Source organism: Bradyrhizobium sp. KBS0727, assembly GCF_005937885.2.
Taxonomy (GTDB): Bacteria; Pseudomonadota; Alphaproteobacteria; order Rhizobiales; family Xanthobacteraceae; genus Bradyrhizobium.
This window is the reverse complement of sequence record NZ_CP042176.1, coordinates 1,295,844-1,315,095: the sequence shown is the minus strand read 5'-3', so window position 1 is coordinate 1,315,095 and position 19,252 is coordinate 1,295,844. Positions and strand designations below refer to the sequence as shown.

Annotated in this window: 18 protein-coding genes and 1 riboswitch; of the genes, 8 read left to right on the top strand and 10 right to left on the bottom strand. The window is 64.7% G+C overall.

The annotated features are described in order from the left end of the window. Positions 1 to 5: 5 nt before the first annotated feature. The 5 genes from lgt to FFI89_RS06150 all read left to right on the top strand — a co-directional run bounded on the left by lgt (position 6) and on the right by FFI89_RS06150 (position 4,625). Positions 6 to 860, top strand: a complete 855-nt coding sequence (lgt, locus tag FFI89_RS06170) for a prolipoprotein diacylglyceryl transferase (RefSeq protein ID WP_138833862.1) — start codon at positions 6 to 8, stop codon at positions 858 to 860. After that, complete coding sequence (locus FFI89_RS06165) at positions 857 to 1,981, top strand: class I SAM-dependent methyltransferase (RefSeq protein WP_138833859.1); 1,125 nt, start codon at positions 857 to 859, stop codon at positions 1,979 to 1,981. Before lgt ends, FFI89_RS06165 begins: the two co-directional genes overlap by 4 nt. Then, positions 1,978 to 2,745, top strand: coding sequence for a peptidoglycan editing factor PgeF (gene pgeF, locus FFI89_RS06160; RefSeq protein WP_138833857.1), 768 nt, complete (start codon positions 1,978 to 1,980; stop codon positions 2,743 to 2,745). The genes FFI89_RS06165 and pgeF overlap by 4 nt, the downstream gene beginning before the upstream one ends. A gap of 130 nt (positions 2,746 to 2,875) precedes the next feature. Next, a complete protein-coding gene (locus FFI89_RS06155; protein WP_138833855.1) occupies positions 2,876 to 3,499 on the top strand; it encodes a hypothetical protein in 624 nt (207 codons plus the stop codon). 172 nt (positions 3,500 to 3,671) lie between these two features. Continuing rightward, positions 3,672 to 4,625, top strand: coding sequence for a ribose-phosphate pyrophosphokinase (locus tag FFI89_RS06150; RefSeq protein ID WP_168212800.1), 954 nt, complete (start codon positions 3,672 to 3,674; stop codon positions 4,623 to 4,625). A 689-nt stretch (positions 4,626 to 5,314) separates the two neighbouring features. Here the strand turns inward: FFI89_RS06150 and FFI89_RS06145 are convergent. The 10 genes from FFI89_RS06145 to FFI89_RS06100 all read right to left on the bottom strand — a co-directional run bounded on the left by FFI89_RS06145 (position 5,315) and on the right by FFI89_RS06100 (position 15,958). Next, complete coding sequence (locus FFI89_RS06145; protein ID WP_138833851.1) at positions 5,315 to 6,124, bottom strand: SDR family NAD(P)-dependent oxidoreductase; 810 nt, start codon at positions 6,122 to 6,124, stop codon at positions 5,315 to 5,317. Between the two features lie 64 nt (positions 6,125 to 6,188). Further along, positions 6,189 to 6,647: a carbon monoxide dehydrogenase subunit G gene (locus tag FFI89_RS06140; RefSeq protein ID WP_138833849.1), complete on the bottom strand. Its 459-nt coding sequence runs from the start codon at positions 6,645 to 6,647 to the stop codon at positions 6,189 to 6,191. Positions 6,648 to 6,656: 9 nt separating this feature from the next. Then, entirely contained in the window at positions 6,657 to 7,493 is an 837-nt protein-coding gene (locus FFI89_RS06135) for an XdhC family protein (RefSeq protein WP_138833847.1), read from the bottom strand. Positions 7,494 to 7,728: 235 nt separating this feature from the next. Continuing rightward, positions 7,729 to 8,943, bottom strand: coding sequence for a VWA domain-containing protein (locus FFI89_RS06130; RefSeq protein ID WP_138833845.1), 1,215 nt, complete (start codon positions 8,941 to 8,943; stop codon positions 7,729 to 7,731). Next, complete coding sequence (locus FFI89_RS06125; RefSeq protein ID WP_138833843.1) at positions 8,940 to 9,812, bottom strand: MoxR family ATPase; 873 nt, start codon at positions 9,810 to 9,812, stop codon at positions 8,940 to 8,942. Before FFI89_RS06125 ends, FFI89_RS06130 begins: the two co-directional genes overlap by 4 nt. Positions 9,813 to 9,910: 98 nt before the next feature. Next, on the bottom strand, positions 9,911 to 12,331 hold the full coding sequence (locus tag FFI89_RS06120; protein ID WP_138833841.1) for an aerobic carbon-monoxide dehydrogenase large subunit: 2,421 nt from the start codon (positions 12,329 to 12,331) through the stop codon (positions 9,911 to 9,913). Next, positions 12,328 to 12,828, bottom strand: a complete 501-nt coding sequence (locus FFI89_RS06115; protein WP_138833839.1) for a (2Fe-2S)-binding protein — start codon at positions 12,826 to 12,828, stop codon at positions 12,328 to 12,330. Before FFI89_RS06115 ends, FFI89_RS06120 begins: the two co-directional genes overlap by 4 nt. Before the next feature lie 10 nt (positions 12,829 to 12,838). After that, entirely contained in the window at positions 12,839 to 13,702 is an 864-nt protein-coding gene (locus tag FFI89_RS06110) for a xanthine dehydrogenase family protein subunit M (RefSeq protein WP_138833837.1), read from the bottom strand. A gap of 360 nt (positions 13,703 to 14,062) precedes the next feature. After that, positions 14,063 to 15,271: an MHYT domain-containing protein gene (locus FFI89_RS06105; protein WP_138833836.1), complete on the bottom strand. Its 1,209-nt coding sequence runs from the start codon at positions 15,269 to 15,271 to the stop codon at positions 14,063 to 14,065. A gap of 90 nt (positions 15,272 to 15,361) precedes the next feature. Beyond that, positions 15,362 to 15,958 (bottom strand): 6,7-dimethyl-8-ribityllumazine synthase, encoded by a 597-nt coding sequence (locus FFI89_RS06100; protein ID WP_138833834.1) that lies wholly within the window; start codon positions 15,956 to 15,958, stop codon positions 15,362 to 15,364. Positions 15,959 to 16,033: 75 nt separating this feature from the next. Beyond that, a riboswitch (FMN riboswitch) is annotated at positions 16,034 to 16,193 on the bottom strand. Positions 16,194 to 16,370: 177 nt separating this feature from the next. Between FFI89_RS06100 and FFI89_RS06095 the strand changes: the two genes are divergently transcribed. The 3 genes from FFI89_RS06095 (at position 16,371) to proC (ending at position 19,177) form a co-directional block, all read left to right on the top strand. Beyond that, entirely contained in the window at positions 16,371 to 17,348 is a 978-nt protein-coding gene (locus tag FFI89_RS06095) for a tripartite tricarboxylate transporter substrate binding protein (RefSeq protein ID WP_138833832.1), read from the top strand. Between the two features lie 343 nt (positions 17,349 to 17,691). Continuing rightward, positions 17,692 to 18,192, top strand: coding sequence for a YbjN domain-containing protein (locus FFI89_RS06090; protein ID WP_138833830.1), 501 nt, complete (start codon positions 17,692 to 17,694; stop codon positions 18,190 to 18,192). Positions 18,193 to 18,337: 145 nt separating this feature from the next. Continuing rightward, positions 18,338 to 19,177, top strand: a complete 840-nt coding sequence (gene proC / locus FFI89_RS06085) for a pyrroline-5-carboxylate reductase (RefSeq protein WP_168212799.1) — start codon at positions 18,338 to 18,340, stop codon at positions 19,175 to 19,177. Positions 19,178 to 19,252 lie beyond the last annotated feature (75 nt).

The following is a 19,252-nucleotide window of genomic DNA, read 5'->3' as shown; positions in this document are numbered from 1 at the left end:
GCACGATGCCGTTCCTCACCATCGCCTTTCCGGTATTCAATCCGATCGCCCTCCAGATCGGGCCGATCGCCATCCGCTGGTATGCGCTGGCCTATATCTGCGGCATCGTGCTCGGCTGGATCTACGCGCGGGCGCTGGTCAAGAACGAGAAGCTGTGGGGCGGACCGGCGCCGATCTCGCTGCTTCAGCTCGACGATTTTATCCTGTGGGTGACGATCGGCATCATCGTCGGCGGCCGCACCGGATACGTGTTGTTCTACAATCCGGCTTTCTTCGCGCAGCACCCGGCCGAGATCTTCGAATTGTGGAAGGGCGGCATGTCGTTTCACGGCGGCTTCCTCGGCTGCGTCGCCGCGGTGATGCTGTTCTGCCGCACCAACGGCCTGTCGATTCTGTCGCTGGGCGACATCACCACCGCGGTCGGCCCGATCGGGTTGTTCCTCGGACGGCTCGCCAACTTCATCAACAGCGAGCTGTGGGGCCGGCCGGCGGACGAAAGCGTGCCCTGGGCGATGGTATTTCCCAACGGCGGGCCGCTGCCGCGGCACCCCAGCCAGCTCTATGAAGCCGGGCTCGAAGGCATCCTGCTGTTTACGATTTTGGCAATCATGATTCGGATGGGCGCCCTGAAAAGGCCCGGCCTGATCCTCGGCAGCTTCATCGCGATCTATGCGTTTGCGCGTATTACGGGCGAATTCTTCAGAGAACCCGACCCCCAACTCGGATTTTTGTGGGGCGGACTGACTATGGGTATGCTGCTGTCGGTGCCAATGATCGTTGCCGGAGCCATCCTGATTGTGATGGCATGGCGCCGCGAGGCGCCGGAGCATAGTCGAAAGTCAATTCAAGGCAGGCCGTGACAGAATTTTCGCCGCTGCAGTCGGAAATCAAGACACTGATCAAATCGTCGGGGCCGATGCCGGTCTGGCGATACATGGAGCTGTGCCTGCTGCATCCGCAGCACGGTTACTACGTGTCGCGCGATCCGCTCGGCCGCGAGGGAGATTTCACCACCGCGCCCGAGGTGAGCCAGATGTTCGGCGAACTGCTCGGACTGTGGGCGGCTTCGATCTGGAAGGCGATCGGTTCGCCGCCGATGCTGCGGCTGATCGAGCTTGGACCCGGCCGCGGCACCATGATGGCGGATGCGCTGCGCGCGCTTCGGGTGCTGCCGCCGCTCTATCAGGGGCTCAGTGTCCATCTCGTCGAGGTCAATCCGGTGCTGCGCGAGAAACAGCGCGCGACGCTGTCGGGCGTTCGCAACATCGCCTGGCATGACAGCATCGACGACGTGCCCGAGGGCCCCGCGGTCATCCTCGCCAACGAATATTTCGACGTGCTGCCGATCCATCAGGCGGTCAAGCGCGAGACCGGCTGGCACGAACGCGTGGTCTACCTCGACGCCAATGGCAGGCTGGTGTTCGGCGCCAGCGCCGAACCGGTGCCGCGCTTCGAGGTGTTGCTGCCGCCGCTGGTGCGCGCCGCGCCGGTCGGCGCCGTGTTCGAATGGCGGCCCGATGCGGAAATCATGAAGATCGCCACCCGCGTCCGCGACCAGGACGGCGCGGCGCTGATCATCGATTACGGTCATCTGCGCAGCGACGCCGGCGACACCTTTCAGGCCATCGTCCGCCACAGCTTCGCCGACCCGCTGAAGAATCCCGGACAGGCCGACGTCACCGCCCATGTCGATTTCCAGGCGCTGGCCCGGGCGGCGGAGGACCTCGGCGCGCGGGTCCACGGCCCGGCGACGCAGGGCGACTTCCTCAAGCGGCTCGGCATCGAGACCCGCGCCGTCACCCTGATGGGCAAGACCACGCCGGAGGTTTCCGCTGATATTTCCGGCGCGCTGAAGCGGCTGACCGACAGCGGCCGCGGCGGCATGGGCTCGATGTTCAAGGTCATGGCCGTCACCGAGCCCCATCTCACCTCGGTCGCGGGCCTCAGCGACGAGCAGACGCCGGCGGCCGATACGCCATGACCTTCGGATCATCATTGCTCTCGGCCATTCCCGGCCTGCGCCACGCCTTCTTCAGCCGCGAAGGCGGCGTGTCCGACGGCATCTATGCCAGCCTCAATGGCGGCCTCGGTTCCAGCGACGATCAGGCCAAGGTCGCGGAAAACCGCCGCCGAATGGCCGAGTATATGGGCGTTGCACCGGCGCATCTGGTTGGCGTGCATCAAGTTCACTCGCCCGACGCCGTGGTCGCGACCGGCCCATGGCCAGGCGAGGCGCGGCCGCGCGCCGACGCCATCGTCACGCGGACCGAAGGCATCGCCATCGGTGTCACCACGGCCGATTGTGGACCCATATTATTTGCCGACCCCGCGGCGCGGGTAATCGGCGCCGCTCATGCCGGCTGGAAGGGTGCGCTGACCGGCGTGCTGGAATCCACCATCGACGCGATGGAAAAGCTCGGCGCCGACCGCAGCGGCATGGTCGCGGCGATCGGTCCCTTGATCCGCCAGCAGTCTTACGAGGTCGGGGGCGAATTCGTCGAACGCTTTCTGGATGCCGATGCCGAACACGGCGCGTTCTTCATTCCCTCGGAACGATCCGGCCATTCGATGTTCGATCTCGCGGGCTTCATCCGGATGCGGCTGGAAAATGCCGGCGTGCTCATGATCGACGACACCGGCGTCGACACCTATGCCGACGAACGCTTCTACAGCTACCGCCGCTCGGTCCACCGCAAGGAGCCCGACTACGGCCGACTGGTTCACGCGATCGCGCTGGAACCGTGATTGCCTGGCGAAGTGCTTCAAGTTGAACGAAAATTTTCAGATTCCGGCGCGGCTCAGGTGCGCGCCTGGTGCGACGCTGTGGCCTCACCGCCCTAGACCTTAATGCATTTTAACGATATCGCAGGGGACGATGAGGGACGTCATCAAAGCTCTGTGCCTGCGAGTTCCGCGCGCGACGATCGCCGCGGCGCTGCTTGTCGCGTCCTGCGCGCTCGGCGGCTGCGCCGGCGGAGGTGCCGCGAGCGGTTCGTTCGCGATGGCGCCCGGCCCCGGCAGCGGCGGCGCTACCGTCGCCTTTGAATCGATCGACGGCCCGCCACCACAGGTGTTCGACCGCATGGTCGGCGTGCTCGACAGTGAATCGAAGCTGCGCAACCTGTCGATCGTCTCGCGCGAGGGCGGCGCTTCCTACCGCGTGCGCAGCTATCTCTCGGCGCAGGTGGTTCGCGGCAAGACCATGATTGCCTGGGTCTGGGACGTCTACGACAACAACCAGCAGCGCGCCCTCCGCCTCTCCGGCGAAGAGCCGGCCGGCAAGGCCGGACGCGACGCCTGGGCGGCGGCCGACGACCTCCTGTTGCGGAAAATCGCGCAAGCCGGCCTGAGCGGACTGAGCAACATGATCAACGGCACGCCTGACGCGCCGCCCGCACCTGCCCCGGGCCGCCACGGCCCCGCGGTTGCGAGCGCGGAGCCGGCTGCACCCGCAGAGGGTGCATTTGGTGTCGCCGCGCTGGGCTTCAGCAGCCAGTAACAATACCCCCTAATAGTCCCGTAACGGTCTATTTTTGACCGGGAAAACCGGGGCAATGGGTTGCCAGCCGAGCCACCTGCCTGATATCTCCTCGCTCATCGAAGCGCGCCGGGTCCGAGGATTTCTCGAAATGCTGAACGTCGTATCCAGCAAGGCGCGAGGAGAAGCGTCGATGTCGGCCAAGAATGGCTCGATCAAGCTTGTGGCTGGCAATTCCAATCCGGTGCTGGCACAGGAAATCGCCGACTGGCTGCATCTGCCGCTGACCAAGGCCAGCGTTCGCCGTTTTGCCGACAACGAAATTTTCGTCGAAATCCTCGAGAACGTGCGCGGCTCGGACGCGTTCATCATCCAGTCGACGTCGTTTCCGGCTAACGACCACCTGATGGAACTCCTGATCATCACCGATGCGCTGCGCCGGTCGTCCGCGCGCCGCATCACCGCGGTCATCCCCTATTTCGGCTACGCCAGGCAGGACCGCAAGGTCGGCTCCCGCGCACCGATTTCCGCAAAGCTGGTGGCCAACCTGATCACGCACGCCGGCGTCGACCGCGTCATGACGCTCGACCTGCACGCCGGCCAGATCCAGGGCTTCTTCGACATTCCGACCGACAACCTCTACGCCTCGCCGGTGATGGTACGCGACATCAAGGAGCGCTTCGACCTCGCCAATGTCATGGTGGTATCGCCCGATGTCGGCGGCGTGGTGCGGGCGCGTGGCCTCGCCAAGCGCATCAACACCCCGCTCGCCATCATCGACAAGCGCCGCGAACGCGCCGGCGAATCCGAAGTCATGAACGTGATCGGCGATGCCGCCGGCTACACCTGCATTCTGATCGACGACATCGTCGATTCCGGCGGCACGCTGGTGAATGCCGCCGACGCGCTGATCGCGCACGGCGCCAAGGACGTCTACGCCTACATCTCGCACGGCGTGCTGTCCGGCGGCGCCGCGGCCCGCATCGCCTCTTCCAAGCTGAAAGAGCTCGTGATCACCGACTCGATCCTGCCGACGGACGCGATCAACAAGGCCGCCAACATCCGCACGCTGTCGATCGCGCCCCTGATCGGCGAAGCCATCAGCCGCACCGCGTCGGAAGAATCGGTCTCGAGCCTGTTCGACTGATTCAGTCCTGGCCGTCATACCCCGCGCATGCGGGGTATCCAGTACGCTGCGGCTTATCGGTTCCATCATTGACGCCTCTGGAATACTGGATCACCCGCTTTCGCGGGTGATGACGACTGAATATGCGTTCGCATCCTCGCGGCGCAATACGCCCGAAGTTTTGCTCGAAACCTCACCCTCTTCAAACAGAGGGCGTGGGGAAGACCGGGTGCGCGCTGCACCCGCGGTCTCGCGTGCAATAGATGCGAAGAGATACGCACACGAGCATACAGGTTCAGCGGAGAACACCCGGCCTCCCCCACGCAATGGCTTTACGGCTTATACGAGATCGTCCTGGTGACCCTGCTTTTTGTGACACCATCGCTCTCGGGCGGCGTTGGCCGCCCTCGAACTTGACGCCTGCATCGGGGCGTCGGACCCAAACGATTTCACCGTACGCAAATGCCACGCTCGTCAGTCGTGACCCCGCGTCCACCGCATCTCTCCGCACGTCGTGACGATCGCGAGCGCCCCTCTCATCGCGGGAGACGGGCGGAGTTAGACGTCTGATTTGCCCGACGGCGCCAGCAAAATATTTTTGCGCGAAGGGCTGGACAGACTTTTGGTGATTTGCCCGTCGTGCCAATTTGCCGCGCGCTTTGCCGTCACTTAATCGTTGCGAGCAACCCGACTCGGCCGTCAGCCGGCCGCTATTCGAACCCCGGCCGCGGCACCAGGTTCATCAGCATCCGCACAAAGCCGCCGTCGACGGTGATCTCGTCGCCGCTGACATAGGACGAGCGGTCGCTGGCGAGAAACAGGATGGCGTCGGCGATGTCCTGCGGCACGCCGATCCGCCGCATCGGCACCACCGCCTTGCGCCGCTCGGTGACTCCAGGCGTGTCGTAGAACGACTGGCTCATCGGCGTGATGACGAGGCCGGGGCTGACGACGTTGCTGCGGATACCGTGCGGGCCCCATTCGTTGGCCAGCTGTTGCGACAGCATGATCACGCCGGCCTTGCTGACGCTGTAGGCGCCGCTCTGGCCCTGCGCGTGGCTGCCGGCTATCGACGATACGTGAACCAGACTGCCGCGACCGAGCGCGCGCATCTGGCGGCCGAAAATCTGCGCACAGAGGAAATAGCCGGTCAGGTTGACCGAGAGCACCGCGTTCCATTCGGCGAGGGATAACGTGTCGAGGCCGCCGGGACGCAACACCGCGGCGGTGTTGACCAGCACGTGGCACGGCCCCAGCGATTTCCCGATCATGTCAGACGCTGCGGTGACGCTCTCGGCGTTTGAGGTATCGCAGCTTGCTATCGCGTGGTCGCTGCCGAGATCGCGCAATTCCTTGTGCGTCGTATCAAGTCCGCGCTCGTCGCGGTCGACCGCAGCGACACGGGCGCCGGCCCGGGCCAGGCTCAAGGCAACGGCGCGGCCGATGCCGCCACCGCCGCCCGTCACCACGCACACACGGCCTGACAGGCCGAGCCAATCGGAAGAATCCTGCCCAGCCATCACGCTCTCCCCGATTGTTTTGCGGCCAGCATAGCCGAAACCCGAACGGGGGCAATTGCGGGACTCAGGCCGCCGGAACCGTGCCTCCCACCACCTCGCCGAACGACGCAAAGAATTGTCCGGCAAGTTTTTTGGCGGTGGAATCGATCAGGCGCGAACCCAGTTGCGCGAGCTTGCCGCCGATCTGGGCGTCGACGTCGTAATGCAGCACGGTGGTGTCGGGGCCTTCGGACTCCAGACGCACGGCAGCCCCACCCTTGGCGAAGCCGGCGACGCCACCGGAGCCCTCGCCGGAGATGAGATAGCTGTTGGGCGGATCGAGATCCGACAAGGTCACCTTGCCGCCAAAGGTCGCCTTCACCGGGCCGACCCTGAACACCACGGTCGCGGTCATCTCGGTCGGCGAGGACATGTCGAGCGCCTCGCAGCCGGGAATGCATAGTTTCAGGATCGCGGGATCGTTGAGTGCGGCCCAGACCTTTTCCTTCGAGGCCGGGATGCGCTGGCTGTCACTCATCTGCATGATATGTCTTCAACTCCCTTGAGAAAAATTGCTGGCGCGCTGGCCTCTTCGGCGTTCGACGGTGATTTCGGCCAATATCGACATTGCGATCTCTTCCGGCGTGATGGCGCCGAGGTCGAGCCCGGCCGGCGCCTTGACCCGGTCGAGCGCTTGCGGCGACACGCCACCCGCGACCAGCTTTTCGCGTAGCGCCGTCATCTTGCGGCGGCTGCCGACGAAGGCGTGATAGGCGGCTTCGGTCGCGACCGCGGCGCGCAACGCGGCCTCATCGTCCTTGCCTTGCGTCGAGACCACGATGAAGCGTTTGGCGGGATGCAGTTCGCCGAGCGCGAAGCCGTCGACCAGCACATCGGCGTCGGGAACCACGGGCAGATCGCCAGAAGGCGCCGCCAGCGTGACGTGGTAGCCGAGCTGGCGCGCCTGCGCGGCCAGCGACATCGCCACGGGGCTGGCGCCGAACACCACCAGGGAAGGATGCGGCAACACCGGCTCGACGAAAATATCCATGGTTCCCTTGCTCGGGCACATGTTGCTGGCGAAGCGGACGCCGTCGCGGTTCTCGCCGGGCTTGACGCCGAGTTCGGCCAGCATGTCGTCCGGCTGCACCGACACCATGCGCGGCTCGCCATCGGCCAGCGCCTCGCGCGCCGCTTTCAGCACCGCCCCGCGCGCGCAGCCGCCGCCGATCCACCCGGCGACAATCGTTCCATCGGGCCGGATGATCGCCTTGGCGCCGGCCTTCGCCGCCGTCACCGACACCGTGCGGACAACAGTGGCCAGCACGAACGCCTGCTCGGCCGCTTTCATCTGCGCCACCAGATCCATCACTTCGACATGAGCGGTCATCGGCGCCTCTCTATCGACCGCCTCTCCCGCTTGCGGGGGTCGAGACGAGCGAAGCTCGCTCTTAGGTCGACGTGCGTGGCAGCGCAATTGCGCGCCCGGGCGCGGCGGGTGGGGGAAGCTCTATCCACTTGGGCAGTGCAAATCGCGGCAGCACCCCCACCCCGGCCCTCCCCCGCAAGCGGGAGAGGGGGCGCACTTCCGTCGTCGCCAAAAATCGATCTGATCACATGCATCCTCACAACTTCGCCAGATACGGTTCGAGCGCGGTCAGGCTTTTCAGCGTGTTGGCCGGCGCGTAGAGATCGACATGCGGCAGCGCCGCCTTGATGCCGGCGGCCTCGGGCGCGTAACCCTCCCACGCCATCATCGGATTGAGCCAGACGATGCGGCGGCAGCGGCGGCCGAGCGCCGCCATCTCGCGGCCGAGCAGTGCGGCGTCGCCGGTCTCGTAGCCGTCGGAGACGATCATCACGACGGTGCGCGAATGGATCACGCGCGCGGCGTGCCAGCGGTTGAAGGTCTGCAGGCTTTCGCCGATTTTGGTGCCGCCGCCGGCGCCCTGCGCCATGATCGAGAGACGGTCGAGCGCCCGCGCGGCATCCTTTTCCTTCATGGCATCGGAGACATGCGCCAGCCGGGTGTGAAACAGGAACGCCTCGGCTTCACGAAACTCATCCAGCACGCCGTGAATGAAACGCAGGAATACGCCGGTGTACATGCTCATCGAACCGGAGGCGTCGAGCAGCATCACCAGCCGCAGCGGCTTCTCCTTGCGCTGGCGCCTGACCAGCGTAATCGGGACGCCGCCATGGCTGATATTGCCGTGAATGGTCCGGCGCAGATCAAGCCGATAGCCGCGCCGCCGCGCCAGATCGCGCCGCGTCAGCCGCGTACGCATGGTCTGCGCCAGCCGCGCGGCGGCGGCGTGCGCTTCTTCGATCTGTTCGGGATCGGCCATCTTGCGGAAATCGATTTCGGCAAGCTGATCGGCGCGCGACGCCCCCTCCATGCGGCCTTCGCCGGAACGATCGAGGTCGTCGGCGCCGTCGCCGGATGGAATCTGGTCCATCGCGGTATCGCCACCGGCGCGCGGTTCCGGCCGGGTGTTCGGCAAGCTCTTCAGCGACGGATTGTTGGCTGATTTGGCCGAGCCCGTGGTGGTCGACCGCGAGCGAACCCGCTTGCCGAGCCAGAATGCGTCGAAGATGCCGTCGAACTTTTCCCAGTCGGATTTGCGCGCCGAGAACAGATGCTTGAAGGCCGAGCGCAACAGGCCGGGTCTGGCGACAAAGCCTGCCGTCATCAGCGATGCGGCGTCCTGGCCTTCGGCCAGACCGACGGCAAAGCCACTGTCACGCAGGGTTTTCAGAAACGCCGCGAGTTTTGCCGAGACCAGGCGGGAGACCTCGTTCACATCATTGATGTCAGGTGCGGCGCCGCAGCAGCTCATGCGACCTTCCCCAATAGCCGTTCGGTGACTTCGCGGCTCATCCGCGATCTGTCTTCATGGGTCTTGAGCAGGCACATCAGGGTTTCATGCACGGTCTCGGGCGCATCGTGCAGGTCGCGTACGTCGAGCCCGACCAGGGCCGCCGCCCAGTCCAGCGTCTCGGCCACACCCGGCACCTTGCGCAGTTCTTCCTTGCGGACGCTTTCGACCATGCGCGCGATCTGCAGCGACAGCGAGGCGCCGGCGCCGTCGATCCGCACCATGATGATGCGCGCCTCGCGGTCGGCGTCGGGATAGTCGACATAGTGATAGAGACAGCGGCGGCGCAGCGCGTCGGAGAGTTCGCGGGTGCCGTTCGAGGTCAGCACCACATGCGGGATCGTGACGGCCTTGATGGTGCCGAGTTCGGGGATCGAGACCTGGAAGTCGGAGAGCAGTTCGAGCAGGAACGCCTCGAACTCATCGTCGGCGCGATCGATCTCGTCGATCAGCAGCACCGGCGGCTTGTCGCGGCGGATCGCGGCCAGCAGCGGCCGTTCCAGCAGATATTTTTCCGAAAAGATCTGGTCCTCGACCGCATCGGGATTATCGCCGCGATGGGCCTGGATCGAGAGCAATTGGCGCTGGTAGTTCCATTCGTACAGCGCCGCCGATTGATCGAGCCCCTCATAGCATTGCAGGCGGATCAGTTCGGTCGCGTGCACGCCAGCCAGCGCCTTCGCCACTTCGGTCTTCCCGACGCCCGCCTCGCCTTCCAGCAGCAGCGGACGCCTGAGCAATTGCATCAGCGAGATCGCGGTCGCGAGTTCGCCGTCGGCGATATAGCCGGCAGCGGCCAGTGCTTGCGCGATCTCTTCGCGGGTTTTCATTGTTAGTCCCTGTCATTCCGGGGCGATGCGAAGCATCGAACCCGGAATCTCGAGATTCCGGGTCTGGTGCTAACGCACCATCCCGGAATGACGAGAAACTACGCAAACACTCCCAAATTCTTCGCCGCCTTCCAGTTGCGCCAGAAGTCATGCGGCATCTGGATATGGGTGGACCCTAAGAACGAGAACGCGTCGTTGACCGCGTTGGAGAACGCCGGCACGCCGCCGACATTGGGACTTTCGCCGACGCCCTTGGCGCCGATCGGATGGTGCGGCGACGGCGTGACGGTGAAGTCGGTTTCCCAATGCGGGGTCTCGACCGCGGTCGGCATGAAGAAGTCCATGAACGAACCGGTCACCACGTTGCCTTCGTCGTCGTAGCGGATCTCCTGGCCCATCGCGATTGCGAAGGCTTCGGTCAGTCCGCCATGCACTTGGCCCTCGATGATCATCGGGTTGATGCGCGTGCCGCAATCGTCGAGCGCGTAGAAGCGCCTGACCTTGTAGACGCCGGTATCGACATCGATGTTCATGACGCAGATGTAGGCGCCGAACGGATAGGTCATGTTGGGCGGATCGTAATAGCTGACCGCTTCGAGGCCCGGCTCCATGCCGGGGGGTACCGAGTTGTAGGCCGCCCAGCAGATGTCCTTCATCGACATCGACTTCTCCGGCAGCCCCTTGACGCGGAAGCCGTCGATATCCCATTCGAGGTCGCCCTCGTGGACTTCGAGCTTGTAGGCCGCGATCATCTGGGCCTTGGCCTTGATTTTTCGCGCGGCCATGGCGATCGCCGCACCCGCCACCGGCGTCGAGCGCGAACCGTAGGTGCCGAGCCCGTAAGGCGCGGTGTCGGTATTGCCTTCCTCGACCATGATATCGTCGGCGGGGATGCCGATTTCGGTGGCGATGATCTGCGCCCAGGTGGTCTCGTGACCCTGGCCCTGGCTCTTGGTGCCGACGCGGGCGATGCCCGCTCCGGTCGGATGCATGCGGATCTCGCAGGAGTCGAACATCGCAATGCCCAGGATGTCGCAATTCTTCGAGGGGCCGGCGCCGACGATCTCGGTGAAGAACGACACGCCGAGGCCCATGATCTCGCGGGTCTCGCCGCGCTTGAACGCCGCGCGCTTTTCCGCCTGCTCCTTGCGCAGGCCGGCATAGTCGACCGTTTCCATCATCTTGCGCATCGCGGTGTGATAATCGCCGGAATCGTACTCCCAGCCGAGCGCCGAGTGATACGGAAACTGCTCCGCCTTGATGAAGTTCTTCAGCCGCAGCTCGGCCGGATCCATCCCGAGCTTCTGCGCCAAAATATCCATGCCGCGCTCGATGCAATACGCCGCCTCGGTGACGCGGAACGAACAGCGATAGGCGACGCCGCCCGGTGCCTTGTTGGTGTAGATGCCGTCCACCGACAAATGCGCGGTGGGAAAATCATACGATCCCGTTACGATGTTGAAGAAGCCGGCCGGCCATTTCGACGGGTCGGCGCAGGCGTCGAACGCGCCGTGATCGGCCAGCACATGGACGCGAAGACCGGTGACCTTGCCCTCCCTGGTCGCGGCGATTTCGGTCGTCATGTGATAGTCGCGCGCAAATGAAGTGGCGGTCAGGTTCTCGATGCGGTCCTCGACCCATTTCACCGGCTTGCCGGTGACGATGGAAGCGACCGCCGCGCAGATATAGCCGGGATAGGCGCCGACCTTGTTGCCGAAACCGCCGCCGATATCGGGCGCGATGACGTGGATCTTGTGCTCGGGAATTTTTGCGATCAGCGCCACCACGGTGCGGATCACATGCGGCGCCTGAAACGTGCCCCAGATCGTCAGCTCGCCCTTGATCTTGTCGAACGAGCAGACGCACTGGCAGGTTTCCAGCGGCGACGGGTGGGTGCGGTGATAGGAGATCATCTCCTTGATCGTCACCTCGGCCTTGCGGAACGCGGCATCGGTGAGATCCTTGTCACCGACGGTCCATTCGAAGATGTGGTTGTGATGCTTGCGCGGCCCGTGCGCGCCCGTCATCTTGCCGGCGAGGTCCTCGCGCAGCACCGGCGCGTCCGCATCCAATGCCTTGAACGGGTCGATCAGCGGCGGCAACGGTTCGTATTCGACCACCACCTTGTTGATGCCGTCGTCGGCGGCGTAGCGGTCAGTCGCGACCACGAACGCGACTTCCTGATTCTGGAACAGCACCTTGCCGTCGGCCAGCACCATCTGGACGTCGCCGGCCAAGGTCGGCATCCAGACGAGGTTGACGGTCTTCAGCGTCTCGGCGGTGATAACGGCGAGCACGCCCGGCACCTTCAGCGCCTCTTCCGAGTTGATCGACTTGACGCGCGCATGGGCATGCGGCGAGCGGACGAAATCGCCGTGCAGCATGCCCGGCAATTTGACGTCGTCGACGTAATTGCCCCTGCCTTGCGTGAAGCGGATGTCCTCGACCCGCTTGCGCTTGCAGCCCATGCCTTCGAGTTTGGCTTCGCGTTGTTCCCGCGTGGGAGTCATGTCGTTCATTCCGCAGCCTCCTGGAATTCAACGCCATTGATCTTGGCGGCGGCGTACTGGATCGCCTTGACGATGTTCTGGTAGCCGGTACAGCGGCAGATATTGCCCGAGATGCCCATCCGGATTTCGGCTTCGGTCGGTGACGGATTTTCCTTCAACAGCCGTTGCGCGCGTAAAATCATGCCGGGGGTGCAGAAGCCGCATTGCAGGCCGTGCATCATCCGGAAACCTTCCTGCAATGCCGACAGCGACCCGTCGGCATTGGCGACGCCTTCGATGGTCATGATGTCGGAGCCCTGCGCCTGCACCGCGAACATGGTGCAGGATTTCACCGACATGCCGTCGATATCGACGGTGCAGGCGCCGCAATGGGTGGTTTCGCAGCCGATATGGGTGCCGGTCAGCGCGAGATTTTCGCGGATGAAATGCACCAGCAGCGTGCGCGGCTCGACGAGGCCTTCGACCTCGGCGCCGTTCACCTTCATGGTGACGTGAGTCTTTGCCATTGTTTCCCCCTTACCTGGCGCCGGCAGCGGCGCGCGACAGCGCCCGCATCACCATGATGCCGCCGACATGTTTGCGGTATTCGACCGGGCCGCGGGCATCCGCGGCCGGCGACATGATCGCGACCGCTGCAGCCGCAGCCTTTTTCAGGGTGGCCGGATCGAGGCTGGTGCCGATCACCGCTTTCGCCGCATCCGTCGCCAGCAGCGGCGTCTCGGAGAGGTTGGTGAGGCCGATCGCGCAGGTGGCGACCTTGCCATCAGCCATCGTGAGAACGACGGCCGCGGCCGCGGTGGCGTAATCGCCGACCTTGCGCTTGAGTTTTTCGTAGGCGTAGCCGTGACCGGCGGCGGGGACCGGAATGGAAATCGAGGTCAAGAGTTCGCCCGGCTCGAGCGACGTGAAATAGGCGCCCTGGTAAAATTCGGTGGCCGCGACATCGCGGGCTCCTGATGCGCCTTCGAGGCGGTAGCTCGCACCGAGGGTCATCATCAGCGCCGGCATGTCGTTGCCGGGATCGCCATTGGCGACGTTGCCGCCGATGGTGCCGCGGTAGCGCACCTGCGGGTCGGCGATCAGAAGCGCGGTTTCGTGCAGGATCGGCAACGACTTGCCGATCTCGTCGGACGCCAGCAATTCGTGCTGGGTGGTCATGGCGCCGATCACGACCGTGTTGCCTTTGCGAGAGATGCCTTTGAGCCCGGCCACACCGTGCAGGTCGACCAGGTGCTCGGGTGTCGCGAGCCTGAGCTTCATCATCGGCACCAGGCTGTGGCCGCCGGCCAGCGCCCGGACCTCGTCGCCCAGGGTCGAGAGCAGTTTGACCGCGTCGGCGACGGTTGCCGGCCGGTGATAGCTGAATGGTCCTGGGATCATTCGTCTCCTCCATTCGTCCGTTGGGGGTCCCTTACGAGGACATGGACGTTGGAGCGCACGCTCTATCCTGGCGTTTTGGGCCGCAAGCCGAGGGGCACAAAGTCAGGGAATTCGCACGAGATGCGGAGTTTCGCTCACGAAATGCGTCAGTCTGGGCGACCTAACGCGCAGACGGCACTGCCTCTGCTCCCTCGCCCCGCTCTTGCGGGGTCGAGACGAGCGAAGCTCGCTCTTAGAGGGCTGGGGTGAGGGGCTCTCACCGCGAGTCGAGAACGTTGTGGGTCCGGTACCCCCTCACCCGCCGCGCGAAGAGCGCGGCGACCTCTCCCCGCAAGCGGGGCGAGGTTAAGCAAGCGCCGCCTACGCGTGCCGCCGGGCGAGACCGAGCCTCGCCTTGACCTCGGCGATCTTGGCGCGGCTGACCGGCACCCGGTGCGGCGACGGGCCGTCGAGTTCGACGATCGCGCCGTCGCCTTCCTTGCGGACCAGCGTGACGTGCGGGATCGCGACGATATGGCTGCGGTGCACCCGGACGAACAGGCCTGGGTCGAGCTGGGCTTCGGCTTCCGAGATCGACCACGGACACATCCGCTCACGGGTGCCGTCATGTACTTTTGTATAGTGGGCGTCGGCCCGCACGCTCCTGACATCGGCGCTATCGATGAAGTGGGTACCGTCGGCGCCTTCGACCGGCATCCGTGGCGCGGGCGCCGCACGGGGCGGCTGGCCGATGCCGCCCAGCGGCGTCGGCCGCATCCGCGGACTGGTGGACGCCGCACCGGCATCAGCCGACGGGATTTCCGTGACAAGACTGACCGCCTGCGGCGTTGCGCCAGCCGCCGTCACCCCGACCTTGTTACGCGGATCCGGCACCAGCGACAGCAGAAAACCCGCGGCGATGACGAAGCAGAGCAGCGCCACCACCAGCGACAGCATCTGCGACGACGCGGCCAGTCCCTCGATATGGTGATGCGCCCCTTCCGATGGCGAAACCAGATTCATGCCGGCCATCGCCGTATAGTGCATGCCGGATACGGCGACACCGAACGCGACCGCGCTTAGCGCCAGTTGCACGCCGCCCTGGCGCGCCAGGAACGTGCGCAGGCCGCCATAGGCCGCCGCAATCGCGATCGCGACCGACAGCGCCACCACGGCATTGTCGTGTGTCATGGCGAAATCGCCGGACAGTCCGTGCATGCCGACATAGTGCATGCTGGCGATCCCGACCCCGAGCAGCACCGCCGAGGACACCACGCGGGACACCGGCGGCTCGCCGACGCTGACAAAGAACAGGGAAATGCCGACCACCAGCGCGCAAATCAGGAACGAGATGATCGTCGGCAGCACCAGATAGACCGTGCCCGGCGGCAGCGGCGCGGCCAGCATGCCGACGAAGTGCATGGTCCAGATGCCGATGGCGAGAAAGAACGCTGCACCCGCCAGCAGCAGCCGATGACCAGCGTCCGGCGTCCCGCGAATGCGCGCGGTGAGGCCGAAGCCGGTGTAACCACCCAGAATCGCGATCACCACCGAGAGCGCGACGAGATAGGGATCGTGTCCTTCGAACATGATCGTCTCGGCCGCCCGTCATCACGGGCTGGCCTCCTCCCGCCGCCGACTTTACAGGTGCGGCGGCGGGAATGACAATCGGTTGTAGTGCTAGACAATCCCCGCCGCGACCTGGCCCTTCAGCCGTTCCAGGCTGTGCAGCGTGTTGGCGCAGGCTTCCGCGACTTCGATCCCCTTGATGACGAAGTGTTTACGGAAGAAGTCGTGATGCACCGGGCTCTCGTGGAATTGCAGCGGCGTCAGCACCGCCGAGAACACCGGCACTTCGGTCTTCAACTGCACATCCATCAGCGCCTTGATCACGGTGTCGGCGACGAATTCGTGACGGTAGATGCCACCATCGACCACGAGCCCCGCGGCGACAATCGCGGTGTAGCGCCGGGTCTTGGCGAGCAGTTGCGCATGCAGCGGGATTTCGAACGAGCCCGGCACCTCGAACAGATCGACCTGCGAACGCGCGATATGGCGCGCTTCGATCTCCTCGAGGAAGGCGATGCGGCATTGCTCGACCACGTCGCGGTGCCAGGCCGCCTGCACGAAGGCGACCCGCTGCGGCTTGACGAAACGCGGATGGTTTTGTGCCGGCGGACGCACAGGCGTATCGGGCGCGTGACCGGCTTCGGAGGGCTTAACTTGGGAAGTTTCGGTTTGGGATTTGACTTCAGGCTCTTGCAACATCTGATTCATGGCTTTCCTCTTTCAGGACCAGAATCAGGGCACACGGAACGACTTTGACCACGCGCAAACGCGCGAGGCCGCCGCAACCGTTCTCTTTCATCCGGACTATAACCGTCGGCCTCGGAATCACACCGAATCTGCTGACCCTTCTTCCCCTTCAGAGAAGGCGAAGAAGGCGCTCGCGGGCTTGGGCTACGTCACCCTTACCGCCGGTGGGGATTTTCACCCCGCCCTGAGAACATCGGCCGCCCGGAATGGACGACCTGCGGGCAAATATGACCAAACGCCGACACGCGGGCAAGCATCTTTGGCATCGGGAATTGGCATGTCCCCATGCCCCCGGGACAGGGCATCCCCCGAGCGCCTTTACTCAGATCGCAGCAATTGGGATAGCCTCGTCGCCAACAGGGGGCGCGCCAGCATGAATCTTCTCCGCCGCAACTTTCTCAAGCTCGCCGGCAGCGCGATCGCGGCATCCGCAACTCCGCGGCTGGCGTTCGCGCTCGATTATCCGACGCGGCCGACCCGGATCATCGCCGGTTTTGCCGCCGGCGGCGGCGTCGACATCACGGCGCGCCTGATCGGCCAGTGGCTGGCCGATCATCTGGGGCAACCCTTCGTGGTGGAGAACCGGACCGGCGCCGGCGGCAATATCGGAACCGAAGCGGTCGTCAACGCGGCCGCCGATGGCTACACGCTGCTGCTCGCCACCGTCCCCAACGCGGTCAACGCCTCGCTCTACGACAATCTCAAATTCAATTTCGTCCGCGACATCGCGCCGGTCGCGGGCGTCATCCGCGTGCCGATGGTGGTGCTGGTCCACCCCTCGGTGCCGGCGCAGACCATTGCGGAATTCATCGCCTACGCCAAAGCCAGTCCGGGCAAGGTCAACATGGCCTCGGCCGGCAGCGGCAGCGCGCCGCACATGGCCGGCGAGCTGTTCAAGATGATGACCGGCGTCGACATGGTCCATGTCCCCTATCGCGGCCAGGGCCCGGCGATGACGGATCTCCTCGGCGGTCAGGTGCAGATCCTGTTCGCCGCAGCCCCCGGAACCGCCGACTACGTCAAGACCGGCAAGCTGCGCGCGCTCGCGGTGACCACCGCCGCACGAATGCCGGAGCTGCCGGAGGTTCCGACCGTCGGCGATTACGTCGCAGGCTATGAAGCCAGCCAGTGGTACGGCTTCGCCGCTCCGAAAAACACGCCCACTGAAATCGTCGACAAGCTCAACAAGGAAATCAATACGGCGATCGCCGATCCCGGCATGAAGGCGCGGCTTGCCGCCATCGGCGGCGAGACGATGCCGGGCTCAGCAGCCGATTTCGGCCGGCTGATCGCGGACGAAACCGAGAAATGGGGCAAGGTGGTCCGCACCGCCGGCATCAAGCCGGAATAAGACTCTCGGCCGTACGCGTCCTAAGAAATTAACCTTTGTGGCAGCCGGCTCGCCTTTGCGGTGAAGCCTGCGCACGGGACTCTTCTTCCGCGAAGTCCGATTCCGGTTTGTTCTAAAAGTTAACGTGTATGACGGTCATGAGCTGTGGACGACGGCGTTTTGGCCTGTGGACGGACTCTTGGGTGAGTTGCGCGGATTCCGCAAATCACATCACTTGAGCCCGGCAGCCTCCGGCACGATCAAGACGACGATCAGGGGATTGCAGCCGGCCGCGACGTAGCAGTTCAGCGCGTGCCGTTTCCCGTTGCGTATCAAAAGACTTCAAGAACAAGGTCGAGACGGCATGTCCCTCCTCGAAGGCACGATCGATTCCCGGATCAATCCGCTCGCGGTGGTCGAGGATATCGCCGCGGATAATAACTGGGCGTTCGAGCGCTCCGGCGAAGACGAAGTGACGATCGTCTCCAAGGGAAGCTGGACCGACTACCAGCTCTCCTTCACCTGGATGGCGGAGATCGAATCGCTGCATCTCGCCTGCGCCTTCGACATGAAGATTCCGCCGGCGCGGCGCGGTGAAGTGCAGCGGCTGATCGCGGCGATCAACGAGCAATTATGGGTCGGCCATTTCGACATCTGGACCCACACCGGCATGATCATGCACCGGCAGGCATTGGTGCTGCCGGGCGGGCTGACCGCCTCGGCCGCGCAATGCGAGGCCATGCTGGTCGGCGCCATCCATGGCTGCGAACGCTATTACCCCGCGTTCCAGTTCGTGGTCTGGGCCGGCAAGACCGCCGCCGAGGCCATGAGCGCGGCGATGTTCGATACCGAGGGCGAGGCGTAGTTTCTGTCGTCCCGGCGGACGCCGGGACCCATATGCCGTGACGTCAAGGCTTGAGCAAACTGCTTGTAGCCTCCCTCTCGCTTCACTAGAACCGCTTGTGGTTTTGGGTCCCCGCTTTCGCAGGGACGACAAGAGAGTGTTATGCATGTCGTCTTCAGTCGCTACCGCACAAGCTCTGAAAAACGTCCACGGCACCATCGCGCTTGCCGGCGCCGGCAAGATGGGCGGTGCGATGCTGACCGGATGGCTGGCGCAGGGACTCGACGCCAAACGCGTCGTGGTGATCGAGCCGCATCCGTCCGCTGAGATCGGCGCGCTGGCCGCTCAAGGCGTCCGTCTCAATCCGTCGTCCAAGGAAGCCGGCGAAGTCGATACGCTGGTGGTCGCGGTGAAACCGCAATCGTTCCGTGAAGCCGGCGCGTCGCTAAAACCCTTCGTCGGCCCGTCGACGCTGGTGGTCTCGATCATGGCGGGCATGACGATCGCCTCGCTCGAAGAGGTTTGCGGCGGCAGCGTGGTTCGCGCCATGCCGAACACGCCGGCGGCGATCGGCCGCGGCATCACAGTCGCGGTGGCGGCCAAAAGTGTCAGCGCCGGCCAACGCGCGGTCGCGGATGCACTGCTGCGCGCCACCGGCTCGGTCGAATGGGTCGACAAGGAAAGCCTGATGGACGCGGTCACCGCCGTGTCCGGTTCGGGACCTGCCTACGTATTCCTGCTCGCCGAAGAACTCGCCCGCGCCGGCGTCGCGGCCGGCCTGCCCGTTGAACTGGCAACGAAACTGGCGCGCGAAACCGTCGCCGGCTCCGGCGAGTTGCTGCATCGCTCGGAGCTGACCTCCACCACCTTGCGCCAGAACGTTACCTCCCCCGGCGGCACCACCGCCGCCGCGCTGGAAGTGTTGATGGGCCCGAACGGCATGCAGACGCTGCTGACACGCGCGGTCGCCGCGGCGACGCAGCGCTCGAAGGATCTGGCGAAGTAGTTACTTCGTACCCTCCTCGTCATTGCGAGGAGCAAAGCGACGAAGCAATGCATTCTTCCTTTTGGGCTATGGATT

Excerpts from the sequence above, each read along its gene's own strand:
- FFI89_RS06130 (WP_138833845.1), bottom strand. The coding sequence starts at position 8,943 with ATGAGCTGCTGCGGCGCCGCACCTGACATCAATGATGTGAACGAGGTC.
- pgeF (WP_138833857.1), top strand. The coding sequence starts at position 1,978 with ATGACCTTCGGATCATCATTGCTCTCGGCCATTCCCGGCCTGCGCCAC.
- FFI89_RS06090 (WP_138833830.1), top strand. The coding sequence starts at position 17,692 with ATGTCCCTCCTCGAAGGCACGATCGATTCCCGGATCAATCCGCTCGCG.
- FFI89_RS06140 (WP_138833849.1), bottom strand. The coding sequence starts at position 6,647 with ATGCAGATGAGTGACAGCCAGCGCATCCCGGCCTCGAAGGAAAAGGTC.
- FFI89_RS06135 (WP_138833847.1), bottom strand. The coding sequence starts at position 7,493 with ATGACCGCTCATGTCGAAGTGATGGATCTGGTGGCGCAGATGAAAGCG.
- FFI89_RS06105 (WP_138833836.1), bottom strand. The coding sequence starts at position 15,271 with ATGTTCGAAGGACACGATCCCTATCTCGTCGCGCTCTCGGTGGTGATC.
- FFI89_RS06155 (WP_138833855.1), top strand. The coding sequence starts at position 2,876 with ATGAGGGACGTCATCAAAGCTCTGTGCCTGCGAGTTCCGCGCGCGACG.
- lgt (WP_138833862.1), top strand. The coding sequence starts at position 6 with ATGCCGTTCCTCACCATCGCCTTTCCGGTATTCAATCCGATCGCCCTC.
- FFI89_RS06120 (WP_138833841.1), bottom strand. The coding sequence starts at position 12,331 with ATGAACGACATGACTCCCACGCGGGAACAACGCGAAGCCAAACTCGAA.
- proC (WP_168212799.1), top strand. The coding sequence starts at position 18,338 with ATGTCGTCTTCAGTCGCTACCGCACAAGCTCTGAAAAACGTCCACGGC.
- FFI89_RS06100 (WP_138833834.1), bottom strand. The coding sequence starts at position 15,958 with ATGAATCAGATGTTGCAAGAGCCTGAAGTCAAATCCCAAACCGAAACT.
- FFI89_RS06145 (WP_138833851.1), bottom strand. The coding sequence starts at position 6,124 with ATGGCTGGGCAGGATTCTTCCGATTGGCTCGGCCTGTCAGGCCGTGTG.
- FFI89_RS06110 (WP_138833837.1), bottom strand. The coding sequence starts at position 13,702 with ATGATCCCAGGACCATTCAGCTATCACCGGCCGGCAACCGTCGCCGAC.
- FFI89_RS06115 (WP_138833839.1), bottom strand. The coding sequence starts at position 12,828 with ATGGCAAAGACTCACGTCACCATGAAGGTGAACGGCGCCGAGGTCGAA.
- FFI89_RS06095 (WP_138833832.1), top strand. The coding sequence starts at position 16,371 with ATGAATCTTCTCCGCCGCAACTTTCTCAAGCTCGCCGGCAGCGCGATC.
- FFI89_RS06150 (WP_168212800.1), top strand. The coding sequence starts at position 3,672 with ATGTCGGCCAAGAATGGCTCGATCAAGCTTGTGGCTGGCAATTCCAAT.
- FFI89_RS06125 (WP_138833843.1), bottom strand. The coding sequence starts at position 9,812 with ATGAAAACCCGCGAAGAGATCGCGCAAGCACTGGCCGCTGCCGGCTAT.